The 24,001-nt window shown below is 47.7% G+C and carries 20 protein-coding genes; 9 read left to right on the forward strand and 11 right to left on the reverse strand.

Going from position 1 to position 24,001, the window contains the following annotated elements; all coding sequences use genetic code 11:
- Positions 1 to 30 precede the first annotated feature (30 nt).
- The 3 genes from L2712_RS08490 (at position 31) to L2712_RS08500 (ending at position 2,458) form a co-directional block, all read left to right on the forward strand.
- Entirely contained in the window at positions 31 to 1,164 is a 1,134-nt protein-coding gene (locus tag L2712_RS08490; RefSeq protein ID WP_248977498.1) for an AI-2E family transporter, read from the forward strand.
- Positions 1,165 to 1,176: 12 nt separating this feature from the next.
- Positions 1,177 to 2,085, forward strand: coding sequence for a hypothetical protein (locus tag L2712_RS08495; RefSeq protein ID WP_248977499.1), 909 nt, complete (start codon positions 1,177 to 1,179; stop codon positions 2,083 to 2,085).
- Between the two features lie 136 nt (positions 2,086 to 2,221).
- Entirely contained in the window at positions 2,222 to 2,458 is a 237-nt protein-coding gene (locus L2712_RS08500; protein WP_248977500.1) for a hypothetical protein, read from the forward strand.
- A gap of 22 nt (positions 2,459 to 2,480) precedes the next feature.
- Here the strand turns inward: L2712_RS08500 and L2712_RS08505 are convergent, their stop codons facing one another.
- From L2712_RS08505 to rihA, 4 genes are all read right to left on the reverse strand, one after another.
- A complete protein-coding gene (locus L2712_RS08505) occupies positions 2,481 to 3,431 on the reverse strand; it encodes a DMT family transporter (protein WP_248977501.1) in 951 nt (316 codons plus the stop codon).
- Between the two features lie 102 nt (positions 3,432 to 3,533).
- Positions 3,534 to 3,764 carry a ribosome alternative rescue factor ArfA gene (locus L2712_RS08510; RefSeq protein WP_248977502.1) on the reverse strand — a complete coding sequence of 77 codons (231 nt, stop codon included), beginning with the start codon at positions 3,762 to 3,764 and terminating at the stop codon, positions 3,534 to 3,536.
- A 247-nt stretch (positions 3,765 to 4,011) separates the two neighbouring features.
- Complete coding sequence (gene rbsK / locus L2712_RS08515; protein ID WP_248977503.1) at positions 4,012 to 4,926, reverse strand: ribokinase; 915 nt, start codon at positions 4,924 to 4,926, stop codon at positions 4,012 to 4,014.
- 45 nt (positions 4,927 to 4,971) lie between these two features.
- Entirely contained in the window at positions 4,972 to 5,982 is a 1,011-nt protein-coding gene (rihA, locus tag L2712_RS08520) for a pyrimidine-specific ribonucleoside hydrolase RihA (protein ID WP_232479496.1), read from the reverse strand.
- Between the two features lie 493 nt (positions 5,983 to 6,475).
- Between rihA and L2712_RS08525 the strand changes: the two genes are divergently transcribed.
- A complete protein-coding gene (locus L2712_RS08525) occupies positions 6,476 to 7,858 on the forward strand; it encodes a Na+/H+ antiporter NhaC family protein (RefSeq protein WP_088903849.1) in 1,383 nt (460 codons plus the stop codon).
- A 125-nt stretch (positions 7,859 to 7,983) separates the two neighbouring features.
- Here L2712_RS08525 and nhaD read toward each other — a convergent pair whose 3' ends face one another.
- Both nhaD and L2712_RS08535 read right to left on the reverse strand, forming a co-directional pair.
- A complete protein-coding gene (gene nhaD, locus L2712_RS08530) occupies positions 7,984 to 9,459 on the reverse strand; it encodes a sodium:proton antiporter NhaD (RefSeq protein WP_248977504.1) in 1,476 nt (491 codons plus the stop codon).
- Positions 9,460 to 9,755: 296 nt separating this feature from the next.
- Positions 9,756 to 10,610, reverse strand: a complete 855-nt coding sequence (locus L2712_RS08535; protein WP_248977505.1) for a pirin family protein — start codon at positions 10,608 to 10,610, stop codon at positions 9,756 to 9,758.
- 394 nt (positions 10,611 to 11,004) lie between these two features.
- Between L2712_RS08535 and L2712_RS08540 the strand changes: the two genes are divergently transcribed.
- The 3 genes from L2712_RS08540 (at position 11,005) to L2712_RS08550 (ending at position 13,431) form a co-directional block, all read left to right on the forward strand.
- A complete protein-coding gene (locus tag L2712_RS08540) occupies positions 11,005 to 12,087 on the forward strand; it encodes a rhomboid family intramembrane serine protease (RefSeq protein ID WP_248977506.1) in 1,083 nt (360 codons plus the stop codon).
- A gap of 180 nt (positions 12,088 to 12,267) precedes the next feature.
- Positions 12,268 to 12,630, forward strand: a complete 363-nt coding sequence (locus L2712_RS08545) for a response regulator (RefSeq protein WP_248977507.1) — start codon at positions 12,268 to 12,270, stop codon at positions 12,628 to 12,630.
- Between the two features lie 210 nt (positions 12,631 to 12,840).
- The gene (locus L2712_RS08550) at positions 12,841 to 13,431 is read left to right on the forward strand and encodes a hypothetical protein (protein WP_248977508.1); all 591 of its coding nucleotides are present in this window, start codon (positions 12,841 to 12,843) and stop codon (positions 13,429 to 13,431) included.
- 121 nt (positions 13,432 to 13,552) lie between these two features.
- On the opposite strand, the gene L2712_RS08555 is transcribed toward L2712_RS08550, so the two are convergent.
- The 4 genes from L2712_RS08555 to L2712_RS08570 all read right to left on the reverse strand — a co-directional run bounded on the left by L2712_RS08555 (position 13,553) and on the right by L2712_RS08570 (position 15,758).
- Entirely contained in the window at positions 13,553 to 14,224 is a 672-nt protein-coding gene (locus L2712_RS08555; protein WP_248977509.1) for an SDR family NAD(P)-dependent oxidoreductase, read from the reverse strand.
- Positions 14,225 to 14,344: 120 nt separating this feature from the next.
- Complete coding sequence (locus tag L2712_RS08560) at positions 14,345 to 14,824, reverse strand: YbaK/EbsC family protein (RefSeq protein WP_033539893.1); 480 nt, start codon at positions 14,822 to 14,824, stop codon at positions 14,345 to 14,347.
- A 103-nt stretch (positions 14,825 to 14,927) separates the two neighbouring features.
- On the reverse strand, positions 14,928 to 15,206 hold the full coding sequence (locus tag L2712_RS08565; protein ID WP_248977510.1) for an enhanced serine sensitivity protein SseB C-terminal domain-containing protein: 279 nt from the start codon (positions 15,204 to 15,206) through the stop codon (positions 14,928 to 14,930).
- 3 nt (positions 15,207 to 15,209) lie between these two features.
- Positions 15,210 to 15,758: an SseB family protein gene (locus L2712_RS08570; protein WP_248977511.1), complete on the reverse strand. Its 549-nt coding sequence runs from the start codon at positions 15,756 to 15,758 to the stop codon at positions 15,210 to 15,212.
- 899 nt (positions 15,759 to 16,657) lie between these two features.
- On the opposite strand from L2712_RS08570, the gene L2712_RS08575 reads away from it, so the two are divergent.
- Positions 16,658 to 18,379 carry an ammonia-forming cytochrome c nitrite reductase subunit c552 gene (locus L2712_RS08575; RefSeq protein WP_248977512.1) on the forward strand — a complete coding sequence of 574 codons (1,722 nt, stop codon included), beginning with the start codon at positions 16,658 to 16,660 and terminating at the stop codon, positions 18,377 to 18,379.
- Positions 18,380 to 18,753: 374 nt separating this feature from the next.
- Here the strand turns inward: L2712_RS08575 and L2712_RS08580 are convergent, their stop codons facing one another.
- Positions 18,754 to 20,067 carry a hypothetical protein gene (locus L2712_RS08580; RefSeq protein WP_248977513.1) on the reverse strand — a complete coding sequence of 438 codons (1,314 nt, stop codon included), beginning with the start codon at positions 20,065 to 20,067 and terminating at the stop codon, positions 18,754 to 18,756.
- A 1,022-nt stretch (positions 20,068 to 21,089) separates the two neighbouring features.
- Between L2712_RS08580 and L2712_RS08585 the strand changes: the two genes are divergently transcribed.
- Positions 21,090 to 23,669, forward strand: coding sequence for an NACHT domain-containing protein (locus L2712_RS08585; protein WP_248977514.1), 2,580 nt, complete (start codon positions 21,090 to 21,092; stop codon positions 23,667 to 23,669).
- Positions 23,670 to 24,001: the final 332 nt, after the last annotated feature.

Genomic DNA, 24,001 nt, shown 5'->3' on the forward strand with positions numbered 1-24,001 from the left:
ATCACAGTAGTGGGTGACAAAGGATAAGTTATGGACAATGAAACCAAGACGATACAGAGCAAACAATTTATCAGCAATATGACGGAGTCGGCGATACGTATCGGCCTGCTCGCCATCTTGGTGATCTGGACCTATGATATCGTGCGGCCTTTCCTGGTGCCAGCCTTGTGGGGCGGCATTATCGCTGTGGCCTTGATGCCCCTCACCCATAGGCTGGAGCGACTGTTTAAGGGGCGACGAGGCTTGGCTGCGACTGTGGTCGCACTGGTTGGAATCGCATTGTTGGTGACCCCCTTTGTGGTGGTGTCGGGTTCCATCTTCGATGGCGTGTCCACTACGCTAAAAGTGTTGCAAAGTGGTGAGATCAACCTGCCGGAGCCGACGCAGCGGGTAGCAGACATTCCCATCATAGGTCAGAGCCTGTTTGATGCCTGGAAAGACTTTAGCAGTAATTTGGAAAAAGCCATCATCCACTTCTTACCTGAGATCAAGGCGGCTTTTTCTGCCTTGGCGGGGATTATAGGTAGTAGCTTAGCCACTCTGGTGATGTTTATTATTTCGCTGCTGATCGCCGCAGGTTTCATGGCAAACTCAGAAAGCTGCGCCGCTGGCCTGAGCAAGATGGCCGTTCGAGCGGTAGGGCCTAATGCTCATGCATGGACCAGCCTGATGGCGGCGACCATTCGCAGCGTGTTACTCGGGGTTGTTGGTGTGGCCTTGATTCAAGCTATGTTAATTGGATCGGCGCTATTCGTCTTCGGTGTCCCTGCCGCTGGCCTGCTCACTCTGGTCACCCTGTTTCTGGGGATCGCTCAGCTACCGGCCCTGATCATCATAGTGCTGCCGCTTATTGGCTTTGCCTACTCATCGATGGAGGCCACCTCGGCCACCATCTTTAGTATCTGGGTCTTCCTCGGCGGTATTTCTGACAATATTCTTAAGCCGATGTTGATGGGGCGGGGCGTTGATGTGCCTATGCCTGTGATTTTAATCGGTGCTATTGGTGGCATGCTGTTTGCCGGCATCATAGGTTTATTCCTCGGCGCTGTGGTGCTGGCGATTTGGTATGAGTTGTTTGTTGCCTGGTTAAATGGCGGTCATCCTGAGGAGGTGTTGGTTGAGAGTCAGGGCGACTCCTCTGTAGATGCCGGTGACGGTATCTAATCGAGGTCGGCCATGTTAGATGCCATCTGCAAAATCGCAGACCAGGCGCCGAAAACCTATTCGGTATTTAGTTTTCAGCGTCTGAGCGAGTCGGAGATAGAGAGTCTGCGTCAGCAGCTCTACTGCCCTGTGTGTGGCGGCAGGGCTTATTTTCGTAAGGCTTCGCGTGATGGCAAGGCAGCCTGCTTCGGCTCGCGCTACCATAAAGCAGATTGCAGCGAATTTAATCCATCAGCCAGCCGGCGTCAGGAGGAGCAAGACGCCCTCGAGGTCAACCAGCAGCTGCTGGACAATGACGCCCTGATGATTGATTTCACCCTTCCCCCTAAACGCACGTCCAGCAAAGCATTGCGCCATACCGTCAAGCCTGACGCTGATGACAGTTCGGCTACAGATTCGGTAGCTGGCGTTGAGAGCCCAAGGGCTCACTATCGACCCAGTTCTGCTGAGCCTAATGAAGCAAATAAGGCAGATGAAGCGCCAGAACAGCCGAAAGTCGCCACCCAGGGGCTGGAAAAATTATTGCACAGCCTGCTGAGAGGTAGCGATCTGGCCAGTTCAGATCTTTGGGTCTATACCGGTGATAAGTATCGCTGGCGAGCCAAGAACCTGTTTGTTAATTTCGCCGATGCCGAGCCTACAGAGCGAAGCGCGCCTCGTATGTATTGGGGCACCATCTCTCATGCCGACAAGGCGATGCTCTGGCTCAATCCCGCCGATTGTAACGATGTGGGCATCCCTATAGAGGCCTTCAAGAGTGAGCTATGCAAGCGCTTCGATATCTCCGATCGTCATGCACTGGAAGGCGCAGGTATTATGCTGTTTGGCAAATGTTTCTGGAACAAAGACAAGACGCGAAAAATTATCCAGTTGTGGAACAAGGATGTGACCCGCATGCATCTGGCTAAGGCCGATGATTAGTGATGCAAACTGCATTGCCATACGCATTTTTTTGACGTCTATTGGCAAGGAGCGCTTCGCCACGTATCAATACCTACAGAGATAATACTCAGTATGTGAATGGCTTAGCGTCACTTTTGCTCACTTGGTACGGCTTATGCTCCATCTGGTTATCGAACCAGATACCTCGATTGAGGATAAGGAGTCGGCGATGATAGTCAGTATTCAATCACCCCAGCTGGGATTTGAGGTCAACCAGAGCCTTTATGCCAGCAACCCAGCCTACCGCCAGCGTATCGATTACATTCGTAAGCTGATGAGACAGACTGTGAGCGATGCGCCTGGCTGCTGCTTGACTCGTCGAGAGCGTCAGGCCCTGAGCCAGTTAAGTTGACTGGCTGAGTTTTCGGTTTAGTTTAGTTGAGCTGCGAGGCGCTCTTATCCCGGCGTCGCGCCAGGAGCTTGTCTCCCCATTGATATAAGCCAAGCCCCGCAAGCACAAAACCTGCGCCTATCATCAAGGTTTGAGAGATATGCTCCTGATTCACTAGGGCGCCCAGGGTCATGGCAAAGACTGGCGTGATCAGGGTGACCAGGGCGACCGTGCTGGCATTGAGGTGCTGCAAGATATAGAAGTAACCGATAAAACCGATAAGCGAGCCAAAGATCCCCAGATAGAAGATGGCGGCAATCGAGCGCACCGACCAGGTGTCGATTGGCAGGCTGGCATCAAACAGTAGCCAGGCCAGTGCAAACAGGGGGGTAGAGAAGATCAAGGCGCCTACAGTGCTGGCGATAGGGTGAATGGCAAGTTCGACCGTCTTGATCAGCACGCCGCTAAGGCTAAAGAGAAACACGGCGCACAGCACAAGCACCAGACCTACCCAAGCCTCGCTCCCTAGCGCGAGTTTTGCCGAACAGACAATTCCCAGACCGGAAAATGCCAGCACTAGGGCGATGATTCGCATCACGCCAAACTTGGGTTCGCCCAGCAGTCGCTGGGCTAGGAGTCCAGAGATCAGAGGCGATAATCCAAACAACAGCGACATGGTGCCCGAGGCCAGATAGCGAGCGGCAAAATAGCTTAGCAACATGCCGCCGACGATGCCGATGGCCGAAAATGCGTAAAGCTTAAAGGCGGTGCGATTCCAGGGCAGGCGTATGTTACTAAAGAGGATGATTAATCCACCTATGAGTAACGCAATTACCATGCGCAGCAAGACTGCCATGGTGGGATGTACAGTCTCGCTACTCCAGACGATCCCCAGTGGTGTGGTCGACCAGATGAGCACCACGGCCATAAAAGAGACGGGGACCAGCCGGGGGAGTGGCTGAGGCATTTGGCCTGACTGAAGGTTGGATGACATGGGAGAACACGCCCTGCTACAAAATTAAGGGATGATTGATAGAGGCGATTTTGACCGAGATTGTGGATGAAAGCTATGGCCAAATGAGGCCTTGAGAAAAATTTATGCCTGGGTGGCTAAGTTGGCTGGGCTTAAAAAGTCAAAAGGGGCAATGCCCTTTAGCATATGCCCCTTCTGTTGTTGGCGTTTGTATGAACCTTTACCCTTCTTAGGTTTCTCAACGCGCATCTTAAATAACTCGCTGGTGACTATCGCCTTTAGGGCGTTGTCTTTAATAACACCGCGGCCGCTCTCATGGGGAGGCTGCGCAGTGCGCCGCTGTTTTTTGCTCATGCTATTTCCTCTATTGATCTATCACTTATCCTGGGTTGACCACAGCGAATCGCTGCGCCAATGCCATTGCCTGTGTAGGCCTTGACCTGTCAGGCGGCGCAAGATTACGCCTAGGTTGCTCAAAAAGCAAACAATATTTTACCATAAATAAGCAAATAACATTAGACATTATAATTCAATGCCTTAGTTAGTATTTAGCTCAGATAAACAGGGTTGACCCACCAGAGATGGGTCAACCCTGAGGGGATTAGATCTCTGCCAGCTCATGACGGTAGGGGATGGAGCGCTGCGCCCCTTGGCGGGTTACCGAGAGGGCGGCGGCGCGATGGGCAAACTCCACCGCCTTCTGCATACTCAGGCCTTCACCCAGCGCCACCATTAAGGCGCCGTTAAAGGTGTCTCCGGCCGCCACAGTGTCTATGGCGTCTACCTCTACACCTGGCACCAACATACAAGCCTTATCGCTGCTGAGCAGGGCGCCCTGTTTACCTAGGGTGATGATCACCGTTTTGGGCCCCAGTTGATGTAGCATCTGCGCCGCCAGTTTGGCGCTTTGTTCATCGATGACCTCTATGCCTGTGATGGTTTCAGCCTCGGTTTCGTTAGGGGTGATCACATCGACCAAACGAAACAGATCTTTGCCGATCACCATGGCGGGCGCCGGATTGAGTATGGTGGTTACGCCCTTGGCCTTGGCGCGTTGTAAGGCGTCGAGTACCGTCACTGCAGGGGTTTCCAGTTGCATCAGCAGGTAGTCAGCCTGATCGATCAGCGGGTAGTGAGCCTTTAGCGCCTCCGGTGTCAGGGTGGCATTGGCGCCGGCGGAGACCCCAATCATATTTTCACCATTGTCGCCGACAAAAATCATTGCCGTACCCGTTGGCTGTGTGTCTGTGTAGGTGATCCCCTCTGGGGCGATGCCATCTTGCTGCCAGGCTTGAGCCATGGCTTGGCCTATAGCGTCTTGGCCCAGGTGGCAGATGAAGTCCACCTGGGTACCTTCTTGGCTCAGGCGGGCCGCTGCCACCGCCTGATTGGCGCCCTTGCCGCCATGTTCGAGGCGATAGCCACGGCTCATCAGGGTCTGTCCTGCGCTGGGCAGGTATTCCAGATTCATCACGTGATCGGCGTTGGCGCTGCCTAAAATTAACAGTCTACTCATGATGTCCTCTTGCCTTGTTGGAGGGCGATGCCCTCCATAGGTGATTTAGTGATTATAGGCGCTAAGGCAATCGACGAGCAGGTCGACGAAGCCCTGGCGATCCAGGCCAAAGAGTACGCTGGCATTGGCGGGACGGCCGGTGAGTTGATAGCGATCCACCACTGTCATCCCCTGGGTATGCTCCCCTTTGGTTTCGACACCGACCCAGCAGTCCTGCGCGTTAAACAGCTCAGGCTTGAGTAACCAGGCGATGGTACAGGGGTCGTGCAGCGGCGCGCCGGTAAAGCCCCATTTGGGATCTCTATGGTAGATCATGAAGAAATCCAGTAGCTCGGCAACGCACTTGGCCACAGGGTTGGGGATGGCGCGGATCCGCTCAATATCCTCATCCATGATCTGCGCCTCATGGGTCACGTCCAAACCACACATGGTAATAGGTATGCCAGATTTAAACACCATATCGGCCGCCTCTGGATCGACGAAGATATTAAATTCGGCTGCCGGGGTCCAGTTGCCAACCCCTGCGGCGCCACCCATCAGCACGATGCGGGCGACCTTGCTGTGTAACTCAGGATAGTTAGCGATAAACAGGGCGATATTGGTCAGTGGCCCAGAGGGCACTAAGGTCACAGGCACGTCGCTTTGGCGTACCTTTTCAGCCATCAGTTCGATGGCATTTTGGGTCACGGGTTCAAAGCCGGGATCGGGCAGTTTAGGACCATCAAGACCGCTCTCGCCATGGACGTTGTCGGCAATGATCAACTCTCTGGCGAGGGGCTTCACTGCGCCGCCTGCCACGGGAATATCGCTGCGGTTGAGCAGGGTCAGGATGCGCAGGGCGTTGTTCAGTGTCTTGTCCGGCGTCTGGTTACCGGCGCTGGTGGTCACCGCTAGCGGCTTAAGTTGCTCACTGCTGAGAGCCAAAATAAGCGAGATAGCATCGTCATGGCCGGGATCGCAATCGAGAATAATGGGAGTGGCCGAGGCAAGCGGGTGGATGATTTTGGGAGAAGCTGTAGCTGCAAAAGAATCTGTGGCAGCGGTTGTTTGAGTCATGGTCATGCTCCTTTGATTGACACCTGAGGCAGAGTAACACGCTTTAGAGTCGTGTCATCTCTGAAATGAAAATTTGTGATTAAACAGACAAAGCGGCGTCAGTCGGAGTCGTTTGGTCGGGAGCTGAAACGCATGTAGGAAGCACACGGCACCATTAATTAAGCGTTTTGGTTGCATAAGCCCTGTTTAGATGAGGTGAGAGATTAGCGCATTATATTTTACTTATATTGATATTTATCAGTGATTTATTGGTTTTTCTGCCAGAGGTAAAATTTTTTTGTCGTCGGATAACTATTTCTGATTGACTCAGTCGTCATTGCAGATTATTTTGCGCCCGATGTTTTAGCTGGGGTCAAAAATAAAGGCATGGTTCGCTAAGGGCGAACGTCGTTATGTCCATAATAAAGCAGCAACTAAGCGTATAACTTTTTGGGTTCTACGCCGAATAAAATGAGTTTGCCGTATCGGCTCAATTTTAGAAGGACCTTAAGCCATGTCTGACGCGACAGCCTTAAGTCTTATTCCACCTGTGGTGGTATTGGTGTTAGCCATTTGGCTGCGCCGTCCAATCCTTTCGTTAGTTATCGGTGCCTTAGTGGGGTTAGTCCTGTATCAACCTGATCAGGTACTGAATAATTTCTCCGATATTTCGCTTTCTGTCATGGCCGATGAGACCATAGGTTGGTTGATTTTGGTCTGTGGTGGTTTTGGCGCCCTGATCGCTTTGCTGGTAAAAACCGGAGGCTCTATGGCCTTTGGTCGCCATGCGATCAAATACGCTAAAGGGCCTAAATCATCGTTATTTATGACCTTTATTCTGGGTGTAGTGATCTTCATCGATGATTATCTTAACGCCCTGACAGTGGGTTCGACCATGAAGTCGGTGACCGATAAGTTTAAGGTGTCACGCGAGATGCTGGCCTATGTGGTGGACTCAACCGCCGCGCCCATCTGTGTGTTAGTGCCTCTTTCTACCTGGGCGGTCTTCTTCGGTGGATTGTTGGTGGATAATGGTGTGGCAGGTGAAGGCCAGGGGATCAGCGTCTATATGTCGGCCATCCCTTACATGCTTTATGCCTGGTTGGCGGTGGCTATGGTGCTGCTGGTGGTCCTGGGTATCGTGCCTGCATTTGGCCCGATGAAGAAGGCTCAGCTGGCGGCCATGGCGGGCAAACCCGCCAAGGCGGTAGATGCCAGTGATGAGGTGCAGACTTCTGACGACTATGGCCTTAAGGCGATCGAAGAGGAGTTTAAGCATGCCGATAACCTGGGCAAGCTGCATAACTTTATGGTGCCTATCCTGCTATTGGTTGGTTTTACCGTCTACTTCGATATCGACGTGTTAAAGGGGCTTATCGCTACCTTAGCCGTGACTCTGCCTTACTACGGGGTTCAACGCCTGATGCCATTGTCAGAGATGATGGAGCAGATGCTCGATGGTTTTAAATCTATGTTGCCGGCCATAGGCACTGTGATTGCCGCCTTCGTATTTAAGGATGTCTGCGACAAGCTGATGTTGCCGCAATATGTCATTGGTAATTTGAGTCCCTTTATGACGTCCCAGTGGTTGCCCGCCGTGGTGTTTTTAACCATGTCGATTCTGGCCTTTGCTACGGGATCGAGCTGGGGGATCTTTGCCGTTTCTATCCCTATCGTGATGCCATTGGCACAGGCGGTGGATGCAAATATTCCTTTGGTGATCGGTGCCTTGTTGTCGGCGTCATCTTTCGGTAGCCAGGCCTGCTTCTATTCAGACTCTACCGTGCTGGCGGCGCAAGGATCAGACTGTAACCTGGTAAGTCATGCGGTGACCCAGTTACCCTATGCCTTGATTGCCGCTGGATTTACCTTTATCGGTTTCCTATTTTTGGCCTAAGCGGTCGTTATAGATAAATAGAGAAAGGGGCGTTGAATAGTCGATTCAACGCCCCTTTTGTTTAACCCATAGGGTGACTATAGGTAATCTAATCTTTTAAAACGCTGCTCTAAATATACCGCAACCTAAAACAGTGAGGCGTTCAGCCACAGATGCACCAGAATACTGGCTGCGTAGCCAAGGGCTATCACGGGCGTCCACTTGAGGTGGCTGGCGAAGGTATAGATACCGCGCGCCTGTCCCATCAGGGCGACACCCGCCGCACTGCCGATAGAGAGCATGCTACCGCCTACACCAGCGGTGAGGGTCACCAGTAGCCATTGACCTAGCCCCATATCGGGATTCATGGTGAGTACGGCAAACATCACAGGAATGTTATCGACGATAGCCGAGAGCACCCCAACCGCCACATTGGCATAGGTCACGTCCCAGTGGGTATACATGGCCTCGGAGACCAAGCTGAGATAGCCCATAAAGCCCAGGCCGCCAACACAGAGCACCACACCATAGAAGAAGAGTAGGGTATCCCACTCGGCGCGGGCGATGCGGCTAAAGACATCGAATGGCACTACGTTGCCCAGCTGCTCCAGACGTTTGATGTTGTTATCTCGCTCGGCTTGCTCTTTTGCCTTGAGTACGGCCTTAGGGAAGCTCTTACGTAGGAAGAAGCCAAAGAATTGCAGGAAGCCAAGGCCCGTCATCATGCCCAGTACCGGTGGTAGGCCTAGCAAGCTATGAGTGCAGACAGCGGTGGCAATGGTCAGCAGAAACAGGGCGACTATGCGTCTGGCGCCTCGTTTCATGATCACCTTTTCCTCTTCAGCTTTCTGCTCCGTATTGACGATGAAGATGCTCATGATCGCCGCCGGTACCAAATAGTTGACCAGAGAAGGGATAAAGAGGGCGATAAACTGCTCGAAGTGCACCACCCCTTTTTGCCAAACCATCAGGGTGGTGATATCGCCGAAGGGGCTAAAGGCGCCGCCGGCGTTAGCCGCCACCACTATGTTGATACAGGCCAGGGCAATAAACTTCTTGTTATCACCGCCGACTTTCATCACTACCGCACACATCAATAATGCCGTGGTAAGGTTATCGGCGATAGGTGAGATAAAGAAGGCCAAAAAGCCTGTTAGCCAGAATACGGTGCGCTGGCTAAAGCCCTTGCCCACCATCCAGGCGCGCAGGGCATCAAACAGATTCCGCTCTTCCATGGCGTTGATATAGGTCATGGCAACCAGTAGGAAGAGTAGTAGCTCGGCATACTCTAGCAGGTTGTGTTTAAAGGCCGCTTCTGACAGTTCAGACATGCCATGCTGCACATAGATATAGCCTATGATGCCCCAGATTAATCCTGCCGCCACTAGGACGGGTTTGGATTTTCTCAGGTGTAACACCTCTTCGCCCATCACCATGATATAAGCCAGCACGAAGATGACGATGGCCACATAACCTGCACCAGTGGCGGTGAGATCTAATAGCTGGCCACTGGCCTCGCCACTACTGGCAAAGACAGCTGGGCTAAACAGGGTGGCCAGACATAAGAGTAAGCTTGTAAATGTAATGGCAAGGTTGCCAAAGTGGGGCTTAAGGTTTCTCATTAAGTATTCTCTGTGTTAGGAATCGCTTAAAAATTACCACAGCTTTTCTGTTGAAAATCTTGATGCGCCTCAAATTTATTTGCATTAGTTTCGTCTAAGTCACATAAAGTTTGCGAAATTATGCTTCAAAAATAAGCATTTACTCACAAAGTGGTAGTAAATGTATCTCTCGTTTTGTGAGAGTTACCTGTTTTACCTTGTTGGAGATCTTGCTCTGAGTCACGTTTTTACAGCCAGAAATGGCCTTTGTGCAGGGTAAAAAAAGAGAGCCTGGTGGGCTCTCTTTAATATGCTGGTTAGATGGCGCCGAATCGTCCAGCCTGATAGTCCTCGATCGCTTGCTGGATCTCTTGCTGGCTATTCATCACAAATGGACCCATATGTACGATCTTTTCGCGGATAGGTTCACCGGCAAATAATAGTGCTCCGGCGCCTTGTTCACCTGCGGCGAGATCCAGTAGCTGCTGACTGTCGACAATCAGGTATTGTCCAGCTTGGTAGGCTTTATCTGGCACAGATTGGCTGTAGATCTCGCCTTGGTACAGATAGAGCCCGGCAAATTCTCGCTCCTTGAGATCGATCTGGGCGGTGCCCTTGGGCGGGAACATGAGATCGGCAATCTTGCCTTGACCCGCTAAGGTTTGAATTGGCGCCGCTATCGGTTTTTCGTCCGACAATTGCCAGCTGCCAGCCAGGGCTCGCAGGCAGGTGCCACTTTTGTTGCGAGTTTCTGGTAGCGGCTTGTCTGTGCTGTCACGATAAATAGCTGGGCGCATCTTCTCCTTGGCGGGCATGTTAAGCCAGATCTGAAAGCCATGCAGACCATCTTTGGCATCGGCCAGTGGCATCTCTGAATGCACTACGCCGCTGCCAGTGCTCATCCACTGCACATCACCCGCCTTGATAGCCTTGACATTGCCTAGCTGATCTCTGTGTTCGAACCCCCCCTTACGAATATAAGTAAAGGTTTCTATGCCCCTATGGGGATGAGGTGGGAAGCCACCGATAAAGTCTTTTTCATCGTCAGACTTGATCTCGTCCAGCATTAAAAAAGGGTCGAATCTAGTGTTCATAAAGTCGGCCACGCGGCGTATGTTAACGCCATCGCCATCCATTGCGGGGCGAGCAGTAAATTGACTGATCACTTTCATGGTATCTCCTCGCTAAAGTTGTCTAATGCCGGCTGGTTAGTTAAGTCTAGCTGGCGGGAATGATGTCAGATTAACATTCGTCTAATTGAACAAATATCGCGAAATTACGCTCAAATCATTCGATTAAATAGTAAATTTATTCTGGGGCGATTAACTTACCTTATGTTGTTTAATGAACTAGCGATCTGTTACTAATTGTTTTTGCTATTAAATATTTTAATTTCGTCAGTATTATTGCAACGGAGCTGTGCTAGTATTCACGGCAAAATGAATCGGCATATCAGCGACACTGACTAATCACGACGTTAATGAGTCGTGCAAGGTACAGATATCGAGGTCGTCCCTGTTTGCCGAGGAGCAAACAGCTACTAGTTGATTAGAAAAGGATCTTTTAATGGCAAATATTTGTCCTGGCTGCCATAAGGGCGTACTAAAAACCTATAACTTTCATGGTGAAATGGTCGACTGTTGCCGCCAATGTGGGGGGATCTGGTTTGAAAATGGCAAGCTTAATGCGGCGCTGTCGAAAGCAGATAACGGTGATGAAAATGTCAGTTTTGAGGAGAGCTTAGGGCAATTACTGGGGAGGTCCAGCCGTTCTTGCCACCAATGTGACCGTAGCCTGCATCGTTACCATTTGATGGAGAGTTATCATGTGGAGGTGGATATCTGCCACTCTTGCAGTGGGGTCTGGATCGATGAGCATGAGCGAACCAAAGTCGTGCAATCACCAAGAATAAAGCAGGTGTTAGGCGAGCTGAATGCTAAGCCTGGGGCCATTAGTTGGGTATTTCAATTTCTATTAAAGATGCCGGTGGAGTTTAACCTTAAACCTAAGTCTCGCCCGCTGATCACCTATCTGCTACTGGCGTTAAATATTGTGATTTTTGCTGCCTATGGCTTCAATCAAGCCTCGACCGAGCAAGTGTTTGCTCAATTTGCCATGCGATCCAATGAGGTTTTGGCGGGGCATCATCCCTGGACTCTGCTGAGCCATATGTTTCTCCATGGCGATATTATGCACCTGGCAGGTAATATGTATTTTCTCTATGTGGTGGGGGATAACCTCGAAGATGTACTGGGGCGGGCTAAGTTCCTCGGCCTCTATCTGTTGTGTGGTTTGGCGGCCGCTGCGGCGCAGATAATTGCCGACCCTGCCTCAAGCGTTTACATGGTTGGGGCGAGCGGTGCAATTGCGGGTCTTTTTGGTATGTATCTAATGTGGTTCCGTCATGCCAGCCTGACCTTCATGATATTGATATTCCAAAAAAAGCTTAGCCCTATGGTATTTTTTGCGATCTGGCTGGGATTCAATATTTTCGGTCTATTGATGGCGGGGGAAGGCGTGGCTTACTGGGCCCATATCGGTGGCTTTGTTATGGGGTTGATATTGGGTATCACCCTAAAAGAAAAGGTCATGCACAATAATCCTATGTTGGCACTCCTCAGCGAACCCGAGGTCAAAATTGTTCGTTAGAGTGACGACTTACTAAAAAGCCCCGTCTGCGGACTGGGCTTTTTATTGGCCGATTTTTGCCGCTGAAACTTAAGCGAAAAAACGGCGTCTACCCCTTGAATATATTCAGATCTTGATAGCTGGTAATTCGGGTAAACTTGGATACAATGTAACCATCATAACTGTCAAAGCGAGAGATAAATGTCCAGAGCCAAAATCTTGATCATAGATGATGATCCCGTCTGCACCGGAGTACTACTCGCCATGCTGGGGGACGACTATGACGTGACCTCGGCCAATTCTGGTATTGGTGGAATCGAAGTGTTGAAGTCTTTGACGCCAGATCTCATCTTGTTGGATATCACCATGCCCCATGTGAATGGCTATCAGGTGATCCAGCACCTTAAGGGAGGCGAGCAAACCGCTAGCATCCCGGTGGTCGTGATCAGCTCGCTGACGGAGCAATCGGACAAAGCCTTTGCCCTCAAGCTTGGAGTGGATGGCTATATCACTAAACCTATCATGCCTGATGCCATTCAAGAGGTGATAGAGGATTACCTTTAACTCGCCTTAGTGCCTCGTCGCCCACTATTGAGTGTCGAGGCTTTCATTTTAAATCATCTTTTTCAGTGGCTTGCATTGTAATTAGTGAGTCACTCATTCACCGATAGACTTCTCTCTAGACAGGTGTTCAGGCCTGGGCTATCTTATGGCGGCAACAAGGATGTCACCGCTTGGTTGACCAATTCAGCAAGTTAAATTAAGGGATTAATGATGAAAGCAAACCTGCTATTGCCGCTATTTTTTCTTCTCAGTAGCGCCCAGAGCGCCGAATTTCCACCACCTGATGCCTATGGGTTGGCCGGCATGGAAGTGGATGTCGCCAACCTTATCGAATATAACGTCTCTCAAATGAAGGCTGACGGTGACTTTATTGCCATGGAGCAGGTCTCAGGTATCGACAGTGGCAAGCTCGAGCGCGGTTACCGACGCGCCATGAAGAGCTGCTTCGATAAGCATGACCTCATGTCAGAAGAGAATGCTGAGCGTTTGTCTAACTGCTTTATCGACGAGACCGCTAAGGGGGTAGGTGCTACCCCTGAGCAGTTTAATGCTTGGTTAGATGAGCTTGACCGACAAGACGCCGAAAACCCCGACGCTATGGACGCCCTCTTTAATGAGATGGATAAGATCAGCGAAGCCATCTATGCCCTGCAGGATAAGCCTGAGCGAACCGAGGCTGATGAGGCGCAGCTCGAGAGGTTAGAGCGAAAGCTTATGGAGCTGAGCGAGCAGCGCGACAGGCTGCAGGCGCAGGAGACGGAAGCCATGGCCGCAGAGATGGAAGCCCTCTTCAAGCGCTAGTCATGCGCGAGTCATTCACACATAACCTTATTGATAAAAGACTCGGTACTGTTGCATTCAGACCGAGCCTTTTTAATGTGCTTCTGGCCTAACTCTGACCTTATTAAGGCCTTATTAAGGCCTACCCTCTGGCGATGGTGATATCGGCAATATGCCCATGGGCGGTGGCCTTTAGGGCGCCCTGCAGCATCTGGGCGGCTTCATCTGCGCTCATGAAGCTTGAGGTGTCGAGGGTTTTGCCGCTGGTGGGCCAAAAACCAGTATCCATGCCGCCGGGATAAACGGCGATGATCTTCATCGGTTTGCCTTTGAGTTCCAGGCGTACCGACTCGATAAAGCCGCGTACTGCCCATTTGGCGGCGCAGTAGGTGGACTCTCTCGCTTTGGCTTGCTGGGCTGCGGTTGACATTACCACCACCAGATTCAGCGGCGTGTCCTGATAACGTTTGACTAGCTCTCGTACCAGTAAGATGCTGGTGGTGACGTTGTTTTGCATGAGCTTTGCGATCTCATCCGCCCGTTGCTCGGCGATAGGGCCGAAGTAGCCGCTGCCAGCGCAGTGGATCACCGTCTCTAGTGCGCCGCCCATTGTCGTTACGGCATCGAGCAGCGCCGCGACGCCTTGTTCATCGCAAAGGTCGGCGGCAAGAGGATGCAGATTCATTGAGGTCTGTGCGATACCGGCCAGTTTGGCCTGGTTACGGCCGGATATGACCACCTGCTGATCCGCGTTGGCATAACGCTGAGCCAGGGCTGCGCCCAGACCGCTGCTGGCGCCGGTTATTAACATCATGATTGACTCACTTTATCACTTGCCATGGTTGGGTTGTCTATTATGCCGCAACGGCTAAGGGATGCCAGCCAGGCGGCACTAGAAAAAAGGGAAGCCTGAGCTTCCCCTTGATGGTATGAGCTAATGAATGCTCTGGTAACTAAACCTTAAGTGTTTAGCATCTTTGATCAGCTTGATGAAATCTTCACGGCTGAGATGCACCAGACTGGTGTGATCGCCAGCCTCAAGGTAGAGTTCTTTAGCTTCGATCAGCAGATCATCATAGATGGTCTCGATATTATAGGCCGCGCCGAGAGAGGGAATGGCGCCATGTTCGCAATCGTCAAACATCTGGTAGACGGTTTGCTCCTTCACCAGATGCAGATCGCGGTTGAGCTTCTCGCCCAATGCCTTGAGGTTGATCTTATGATTGGTAGGCAGCACCGCCATGATCCTGCGTCCCTGATGATCTTCTAAGATCACGCCTTTGGCCACTTGAGCAGGCGCCAGATGGGCGGCGATAGCCGAACTGATGGAGTTGTGGCTATGGCGATGCAGCACTATCTCATAGTTCACATCATGCTCGGCCAGATAGTGATTTAACCGGTTTGAAATACTCATATACTTGCCTCGTTAACGTTGTGAAACGTTAACGATAAGTATAGTTCAGTGAGGCTCTCGCGCCGATTTTCACTCTGCTAATGTCCCATGAAAAGTCGTTTACCTATCGGCTTATCAAAGTCTTGAACCGGCTCAGCAATGAGGGGCGATAAAATGGGGTTATCTTACCCAAGCAGTAATCGCTTATCGCATCGTGTTTATCAGTCTTGAGCAGATAAGGGCGAACCTCCCAGCCATGAAGCTCCACCTCTTTGTGCAGGTGGCGACAATCGCTGCGAATGCGGCTGAAATCATCGCTTATCCTGTCACCTTCGAGGATAAGGGCTAAGATAAAGACGCTGTTCTGGCCGCCGCGGCGAATGTCCAGCCCGCAAGATTCCATGAATTAGCCGGCCTTCACGCTGGGATACTTGGCCAGCAGGGCGCGAACCGCGCCGAACATGGGCAGATCGCTTGCCAGTACCTTGCCTAGCAGCAGGAGTTGATTACCCTGAGTGAGTAGCGCCATGTCAGGCAGCAACATATAGCGGATCTCATCGCTGCTGACGACCTTAGATAAGTTGCTATTGGGGTTGAGAGCCATATCCATCTGATTGGTCAGTAGCAGCTGAAATGCCTGAGGCGCATCTATCTCTATCTGACCGTGAAATTCGCTGCCCTCTGCTTCCATAACCGCCTTAGCCTGATCGACCGACTCCTGCGAGGTAAAAATCGGCACGAAGTAGTGTACCTGCTCATCACTGACGGGGATGTGCCACTGCATGATGGAGAGCTCCGTGGTGCCATCGGCCTGAGGCGTGTCCTGGCCATCGCTCAGCAGGTAGAGCCTGGCCTTAATTAGGTGTTCATAGAGGGCTTTGGCCTGGGTGTGATCGGCAAGTGCGGCCTGCAGGGCGGTTTCGAGTGCGTTGCTTGGGGTGAGTGTAACTTCCATTTTCTTAAATCCTTGTTTCCAGCTGGTAGAGACCAGACATCCTGGTGAGCTGGCATAGTAGATCAAGGTATTAGCTTGGGTCTAGTTTTGGCGAGCTAAATATCTAATTGTAATAGGTAAGTTATTACTTTTAGGGAGGTCACTCCTTTCGTTGAGAGAGGTCTCAATTGTTGTATCCACTGCCTTTTCAAAAGGGGGGGGGTGTTTGGCATCACCTTTCTGTGGGAGTTCAAACCTCCTCCTATTAATCATTTGATATTGGCTGAGAACTGAGCCGTTTGTTTTATCAGTAAGACGAGTCAAATCTCGATTGGTAAGGCTATCATCATCTTGAGTTGTAGCGGCATAGTGGATTTAGCCAAAATGGGTATAGGCATATCTAGTGAGAGCTCTACTCATTTCATATTCTTTTTGTCTTCGCTTGGCCCCTTTTTCTGTGAATAAGAATTCACTTTTATCGCTTTTTGATTCTGATCGCCTGGTATTTATTATACTTTGTCGAGCTTTTGAGTTGTTAACATAACCTTAATTAAAACTTAATATTCAAGCCAACCTTGCTGGCTAAAAATGCCACAGGCTAGATAGGTCGGCATATACCACTATATTAGCGGTCAATATATGAGCGTTTGTTTGTTTTCTCTTTTTATATAGTGACTTAGTCTTAATTATCTTTGTTGAATATATCATTTATGGTGAAAAGTTTGATCTTGAAGCAGTAATCAATATACCTCTTTAGGGATATTTTGACTGATCGCCAGTGACAATCTTCACACAAATGTTATCCGTATGTTTCTTCTTAACTATCCCTTTTGATATAGCTTTAATCGTCTTGATGACGCAGTGCTTACAATAAAATAACTACATAAAAAGTGAATAAAGTTCACTTGCAGGAGAGTAAGATGAAATTACAAAAGCTTGCAGTTGCTATTGCGGTCTCTGCCGTATTAGTTGGCTGTGGTGATGACGATGACACACAATTAGTGACTTGTGGTGAGGGTTCAATACTCAATACTGAGACGAATATCTGTGAAGTGATTGCTGTTGACCCCGTCGATCCCGTTGATCCTGTCGTGTGCGGTGAAGGAACTGTGTTAGATGCAGAGACCAATACCTGTGTTATTCCGCCATCAACTGGGCCTGTCGACCTATATAACAGCGATAACTGGCAGGAAAACTTCCCCGATCAACATGCCACTTGGGCAAGCACTGAAGAAAACAACCCTGAGTCTGGTGCGCCAACCGATCTGCTAGAAGCTAACCCTAATTTGGTTAGCGCTTGGGCTGGTTATGGTTTTGCCAAAGATTACAACCGCGCTCGCGGCCACCATTATGCATTGACCGATGTGATCAAAACGCTGCGAACCGGTAATCCGATTGTCGGTCATGATGGTAATGTTGTCGGCGAAGCGATGGCGGCATCTTGCTGGTCTTGTAAGTCTCCAGACGTTGCACGCATGTACGATCTGGTGGGTGAAGGTAAGTTTGCCAACAATAGCTGGTCCACGTGGGGCCATGAGATGAGCAACACCATAGGTTGTGCCGATTGTCATGAGCTGGGTGAAAATACACTGCGTTTGAGCCGTCCATATGCCGACCGTGCTATGACAAAAGTGGGTCTGACATTCGAAGCGCAAAATCATAATGATCAAGCGAGCCAAACTTGTGCTCAGTGTCACGTCGAATACTACTTCGATGGTACCGACAGTAAAAAAGTGCGCTTCCCATGGGATCACTGGGTTCCTGGTGTAGAAACCGATTATGCAAGTGTCGTAGGTTACACGGGTGATGATAAGCTCTATAAGGGCTTCGCTGCCGAGGCTCAGTTAGCCTACTACGACAAGATTAATTTTAAAGATTGGACTAACGCCATTTCTGGTACGCCATCACTGAAAACGCAACATCCTGAATATGAAAACTTAATGGATAGAGCTTCCCATGTGATGCCTAACCACCTTGAGTTCAGCTGTAATACCTGTCATATGCCTAAAGCTACAAATGCTGATGGTATCGAATACTCGAACCACAATGTTAAATTTGACCCCGCCAAGCTCCCTTCAGACTGTACGACTTGTCACAATGATAGTGCGCTTGAGTCTATTCTGGAAAAGAGAAAGACAGAGATTGAGAAGCTGCGTTTCGCAGCTACGGGTACCGATCCTCGTCTGACCGAAGCACACTTTAAGGCACAGGCTATCTGGGCTGCAAATGGTGTTGAAGGTATCGAAGCTGGCAAGACGATTGGCGAAGCTAAAGGTAACTATGAGGCTGCGCTGAAAGCAGGCAATGAGTTAGCGACCGAAATGAATAGTCTGCTTGGTAAACTCAGAAATGCTCAGTGGTTCTGGGATAGTGCAACGGCCTCACATGGTATGTACGCGCATAACTTTACCGAAGCAAAACGTCTGTTGGTTAAGTCTAATGCCATTCTGGACACTGTGATTGCTGAAGCTGACTTGCTACTGGCTAAATATGCGCCTGATTATGTCTATGACGCCACCAAGTACGATACGAAAGCTGAGGTACAACTAGAAGCTGGCCTTAACTTAGACGCTATGAAAGCGGCTAAAGAAGAGTTCATTAATGAGCGTGTTAAGAAAGAGTGGCCTGTCGAACTACGCTAAGTAGTCACTTCATCTCCAAACCACTTTGTCTCTAAGCAAAATGCCGGTCAGTTAAACTGACTGGCATTTTTATCTCATGGCGATTGAGTTATGGCCTGCATCTGAAGATGACTTTCCTTATAGTGTTTTGTGTCTTTGATTCTCTGATGGGGAAGGGGATCTGGGAACGATAAAAGTCGTGGAAATTGTGCCATGGCACTTGAAGTGCTGGCCGCTAAACAGGATAGGTAAATCACAGTGTTAATCGAGTAGAGCGACATCATTAGTCGCAAGAGGTAAGTCTAATGCTTGGTGGGAGCAAGTGTTGCAATCTTCATATGAGATGGCTGACAGTATGGATAAGCATACTGTCAGCAAGATGACCAATAGGGCGGTTATTTGATGTCGGTTGTGATTGACTCTACAACATAGTTGTCGAAATAAGCTGAGCGGATTTCACTGCCACTTCTAGAGTCTTTGGCCCAGGCTTCACGAATACCGTTCATGCCGGCCGCATGATAATAACCAAAGAGTGTGAGGTCGACTTTTTCAATTTGTGTCGACAAGCTATCTTCTATTGCTGATGGAAATTTCAGGTCAGGAATGACACCGCTTAGTTCACCAAATATCGTCCAGTCCAAATTGCTACTCACTACACTGAGCTGCATGGCTTGATATCCGGTATTAAAATTGGTGAAGTCGTAGTTTGTTTGCGAGCTCGAATTGGTCGCAATATCTGTCATTGCTTCTAGTAATTCGAACTGGTTTTCTGGCAGCAGGATTTCATGGTTTTCATCTGGGTCGTTAATTGGATACCTGCCTCCTGCAGAGTAAAAAACTAAAGACTCTTGGTCGTTGCGAAGTTGTTCATGTCTATAGAACTGAATGAAATTTTTGGGATTGAGTTGTGGAAGCACAAAAACATTCGGTTGAGGATTGTAGTAATCCATTGGTCGGTACTGAAAGTGTACCCGTCCACTTTCGTTTGAGCCGTATGCATAAATGACGTCAACATCTAGATAGCCTCTATAGTAATTGACCTTTTTTGCCTGATTCTTCTCTTCGGTGAAGATGTCTGCAGAGACAGCGATAGTGTTTTGCGCATTGGGGATGTCGAGCAATGCACCATAGGCTTCTTCGTCGGCTTCGTTCGTCGGCAATAAGAGTAGATCTAAAGGCTTGAATGCTTCTTGAGGCGCGCGGCATACACGTTGAGCACCGGGCGCCGAGGTATCTATGATAGTGCTTGCGATTTGTAATTGATGATTTGGATAAGCCGCTGCAATGTCACTGTAATCCAGGCTGATATCCTGGCAGATACAGTTAGCATTTAACGCGTCTGAATAGAAATTTTGAATGCCCATGTCACTCACATTTAAGTTGAGTGAGGTGTCAATATTGTAGTATCCGTTGTCTTGCCAAATCGTGGTGAGATGTTTGGCATCTTTGGGCCATGGAATATCAAACTTTCCTTGAGTATCCATCTGGTATTGACTGAGAACAGAGCCGTCAGCCTTATGAACAATAAGGGTTACATCTGTGTTGGCAACACTATAATCGCATTGAGTCGCGCTTGACTTAAACTCGCCGACTATTTGCTTAACTGGCAAGTTTGAATTTTGATTGTTATCTGTTTCATCTGAGCTGCCACCGCAGGCGGTCAGCAATATTCCCGATAATAGGAGGGGAGTCCCTTTTAAGAGTTTCATATGTCTTCCCTGAAAAAGTTAGTGTTTAATTCAACCTTGTCTAAATTAATAGAACTTTATTTTGTTATTTAATTTAGTGGTTTAAGTTATCATTTCGTTTCTTTTTAAGGAAGCCTAAACCGTTAGATCTTGGATTAATCACTGTGTATCAGGTTTAACTCGACAGTTACGAGTGTTGGTCTGGCGACCGAGGAGAGTCGTTGGGTTCTGTTCCGCCCCTTTGGCGAGCTTCGGTCTGGCGACCGAATAAAGTCGTGGGATTCCATCCCACACCCAGGAAAATGCGGCTTGATGGCCGAGGTAAGTTTCACTCAGGGTTAATTAGCCTCACGGCTGAAAAAGTCGTGGAACTCCGTTCCACACCAGGGAATGTACGGCCTTACGGCCGAGATAAGTCGTGGGATTCCATCCCACACCTGGGAAAATGCGGCCTGATGGCCGAGGTAAGTCGTGGGATTCCATCCCACACCCGGGCAAGGAGGACTGCTCGTCCTCGCCCTCCTTGCATCCACCCAGACGCCCCAGACGAAGTTGTTTGCCCTCATACTCCAATGAAAATCGCCTAACGACTCGGATGGGACTCCTGTCCCTCCGAGCCTTAGCCATCGTCCATGATGGCTATACGGCATTTTCATCTACGTATTTCGGCAACTTCGATGGGGATTTGTTGTAGCCACAACCAGCAATTATTTGAGGTTAGGTTGTTAGATGAGAGGAGTGCTGGTTCAAACTTTGTTTGGATATTTAAGTCGTGGGGTTTTGTTCCGCCTCTTTGGCGAGCTTCGGTCTGGCGACCGAATAAAGTCGTGGGATTCCATCCCACAACCGGCATTTCGTTGATGTTGACTTTAGAAGAGTATTAACTACTTGTTGTAATATGAATTATACAACGAAAGTATGCATAGAAAGCTCTAGACATGATGATTGTCTGTATGTATTTTGATTCGGAGCACAATAAATATATTTTGAAATCATATTGTAAATTATTATCTTCTAACCATCGATAGAATTGGAGAAAATTAGTGAAAGATGAAATGAATAAGCGCTCTCTATTAGGTGCTTTAGAAGGTATGGATGAAAATGATTTCACTAAAAATATTATTAAGCCTATTTTTCAATCTTTAGGGTATCATTGGTCTCAATTTAATGGTGGGCCTTATGAAGAAGGGGTCGATCATATAGCTTTAAAGAAAAATGAATTAGATGATTCGTTTTATGTTGTCTGTATACAATCTAAAAAAATAAAGTCATCAGAAAAAACAAAGCCTCGTGGCGAATTGTCGGATATTATTCATCAGCTTAGGCAATGCTTGATGAATCCGCAAAGATTACCAAATGGAAATTTACAAGTTGCAAATGAGGCTTATTTAGCAATTCCTGGAACAATTAACCCTAGACTTAGAAATGAGATATTTGGGCAGTTAAAATATTGTGGCCATGAAGTTAAATTATTAGAGGGTCCAAAAATATTGGACCTTTTACAGAAGCATGCTCCAGAAGCTCTAGAGGGATTAGCTGGGCATCCGTCCTTTATTACTGAGAATACAGATTTTTTAAAAGGTAATATCCCTCTGCAAGAAGCGTTATTTTGTAAATCTGAGAAAAACATATCTGACTACTATTGTGATTTGGAGTTTTTTATAGGTCAGAAGCTTGAGCGTTCATTGATAACCAACGGGTTTGAGAAATTAGAGCACAGTTTTGAGTGTGGTGAAGATGAACTTGAATGGTTTGGTAAAGCTGACTCTGATATATTTAAGTTATGTGGGATTAGATTTATAGAAAAACCTTTTTGTGATATTAAAGAGTCATACGTTAAGGCATTTGAACAATACTCATCTCAAGAGAATATTAATGTTAAGATTAATTTTAAATCTGAGGGTGAAAATTTAGATAATAAGATTTCAATGTTCTCAGAGAGGGTTATGGATGCTAAGTATCGACGTGATATTACTCCGGCTGAAAGTGAATTTATATTAAAAACAGTTGATGGCTGGAGGGCAAGAAATGTATTGACCTCAGTTGATGAGAAGTATCTTGTTCATATAGTTGGTGGTAAAAACCTACAGTCTGATATATTCGACTCTATCAAAAAGTATGAAGCATATTTGGAGTGTGTTATAGAAAGGCCTGTAGTAGAAATCTCATTGTCTCAGAATTTTATTAATAATCTACTTAAAGATAAAGCATCATTTCATTTGGAATGTTTGAGTAAAATTAAAAGTGGAGTAGCTGATCAATTAGTTGTTTATGAATTTTTAAATAACGCAGAAGAGTTAATAAAAATACAGAATATAGTGTTTTCTAATGACTCTCCTATATATAATATTGTAGAGCATGATGATTTTGTTTCTATAGAGAATAGAATATCTTTCCCGCCATCTTTGGTTCTTGATTCAGGTAAGGATATAGCGATATTTGGTGGTGCAGGTTTTGGTAAAACAACCACGCTTCAATCTTATGCTGCAAAGTGTCATAAAATTCCAAATAAGAAATGTGTGTTTATTGAGTTATCAAGATATAAAAATGTTTTTTGTGATTATTTTAATGTGGGTAAGGGAGAGGTTATAGAAACTGACGCGTTGATTAAATGTATTTTGAGGATTAATGGTTGTGATGTTTCGAAAGAGAATATTGATGAATTAAGAAGGATGCTGCAAACATCTCCGATATTGCTTGATGGAGTGGATGAGATATATGGCTATGTTCCAAATTTTATAAAGGCTATTAAAAGATTCAAGTTGAAAAACCCAAAGTGCCAAGTCATTATTACTAGTAGGGATAATGCTGAGTATTTGTCAGATATAGACTTTTTGGGTATTTCTTTGTTGCCATTTAATGATGAACAATTGAAGAGATTTATTTTTGGATGGTGTAAAAATGAACTTTTAGCAAAGAAACTGTGGAGAACAATTGAAAGTAAGTGTATTAAAGATTTAGTCTCTAACCCATTACTAGCAACAATTGCATCTTCATTGGTGGAAAAAGGGGTAGAGTTACCCAATTCAGAAGGGGCTCTCTATAAGGAAAGGTTGTATTTGTTAACTGGAAAGTATGATGAATTTAGAAAGGTTAATAGGCAAGTTACCTCGCCTGTAATTCTACAAGATTTTGCTAAAGAAATCGCTTTTATTTTTCATCGGTATCAAGTTAGAACAATGCAACTTAAATCGTTAGAAAGAATTGCAGTAGAGTTGCTAAGTAAACGTTATTCTTCTCAGGCAATATTGACAGCGATAAAGGAATTAATCAACCCATGTAATATATTGCTTTTTGATGAAATAGATGGTTCGGTATCATTTGGGCATTTCAGGTATCAAGAGAGTTTAGTTGCACAGTTATTATCTTCAAAGCAATATCATGAACTTTTAGACTATTTGGGGTTGACTTTTTGGCGTGGTGCATTTTCATTGTTAGCCGAGGATGTGGTTGTTGAAAATATTCTTAACGAATGCTTGAGGTCGGATACATTTGATGAAAGTTTTTGCACGACGTTAAAGCTTATGATTAATGTTTCGCCAATGTCATCAAATATAAAACAAGGAAGCTTAGAGTTGCTAGAAATGCTAATGTATCCGGATCAATTCTATGAGTTTGAATGATGTTTTTCGTGTATTATTATTTATATTCAAAAGAAGTGTAAATGTATTTTACGCCTCTACCAATGTAACTAACGACTGCATGGAAGCTGGAGATAGAGCGAAGCAGAATGATAAACAGCTTCGTCAGGAGTGCCAGGGCTGATGTTCATGAAGAAGTCAAAAGGGGAACAGGCGCTTTTCCCCTTTTGGTCGGGTGTGGGTTGAAGACCCACGACTTACCTCGGCCGTAAGGCCGTATACGCCCATAGGTGAGAAATGGAACCCTCACAACTAATGTTCAAACGAAGTTTGGGTTATCAAAGGAGTCTATGTGATGACTCCAGATCACTTCC

Source organism: Shewanella marisflavi (assembly GCF_023283925.1).
GTDB classification, from domain to species: Bacteria; Pseudomonadota; Gammaproteobacteria; order Enterobacterales; family Shewanellaceae; genus Shewanella; species Shewanella marisflavi.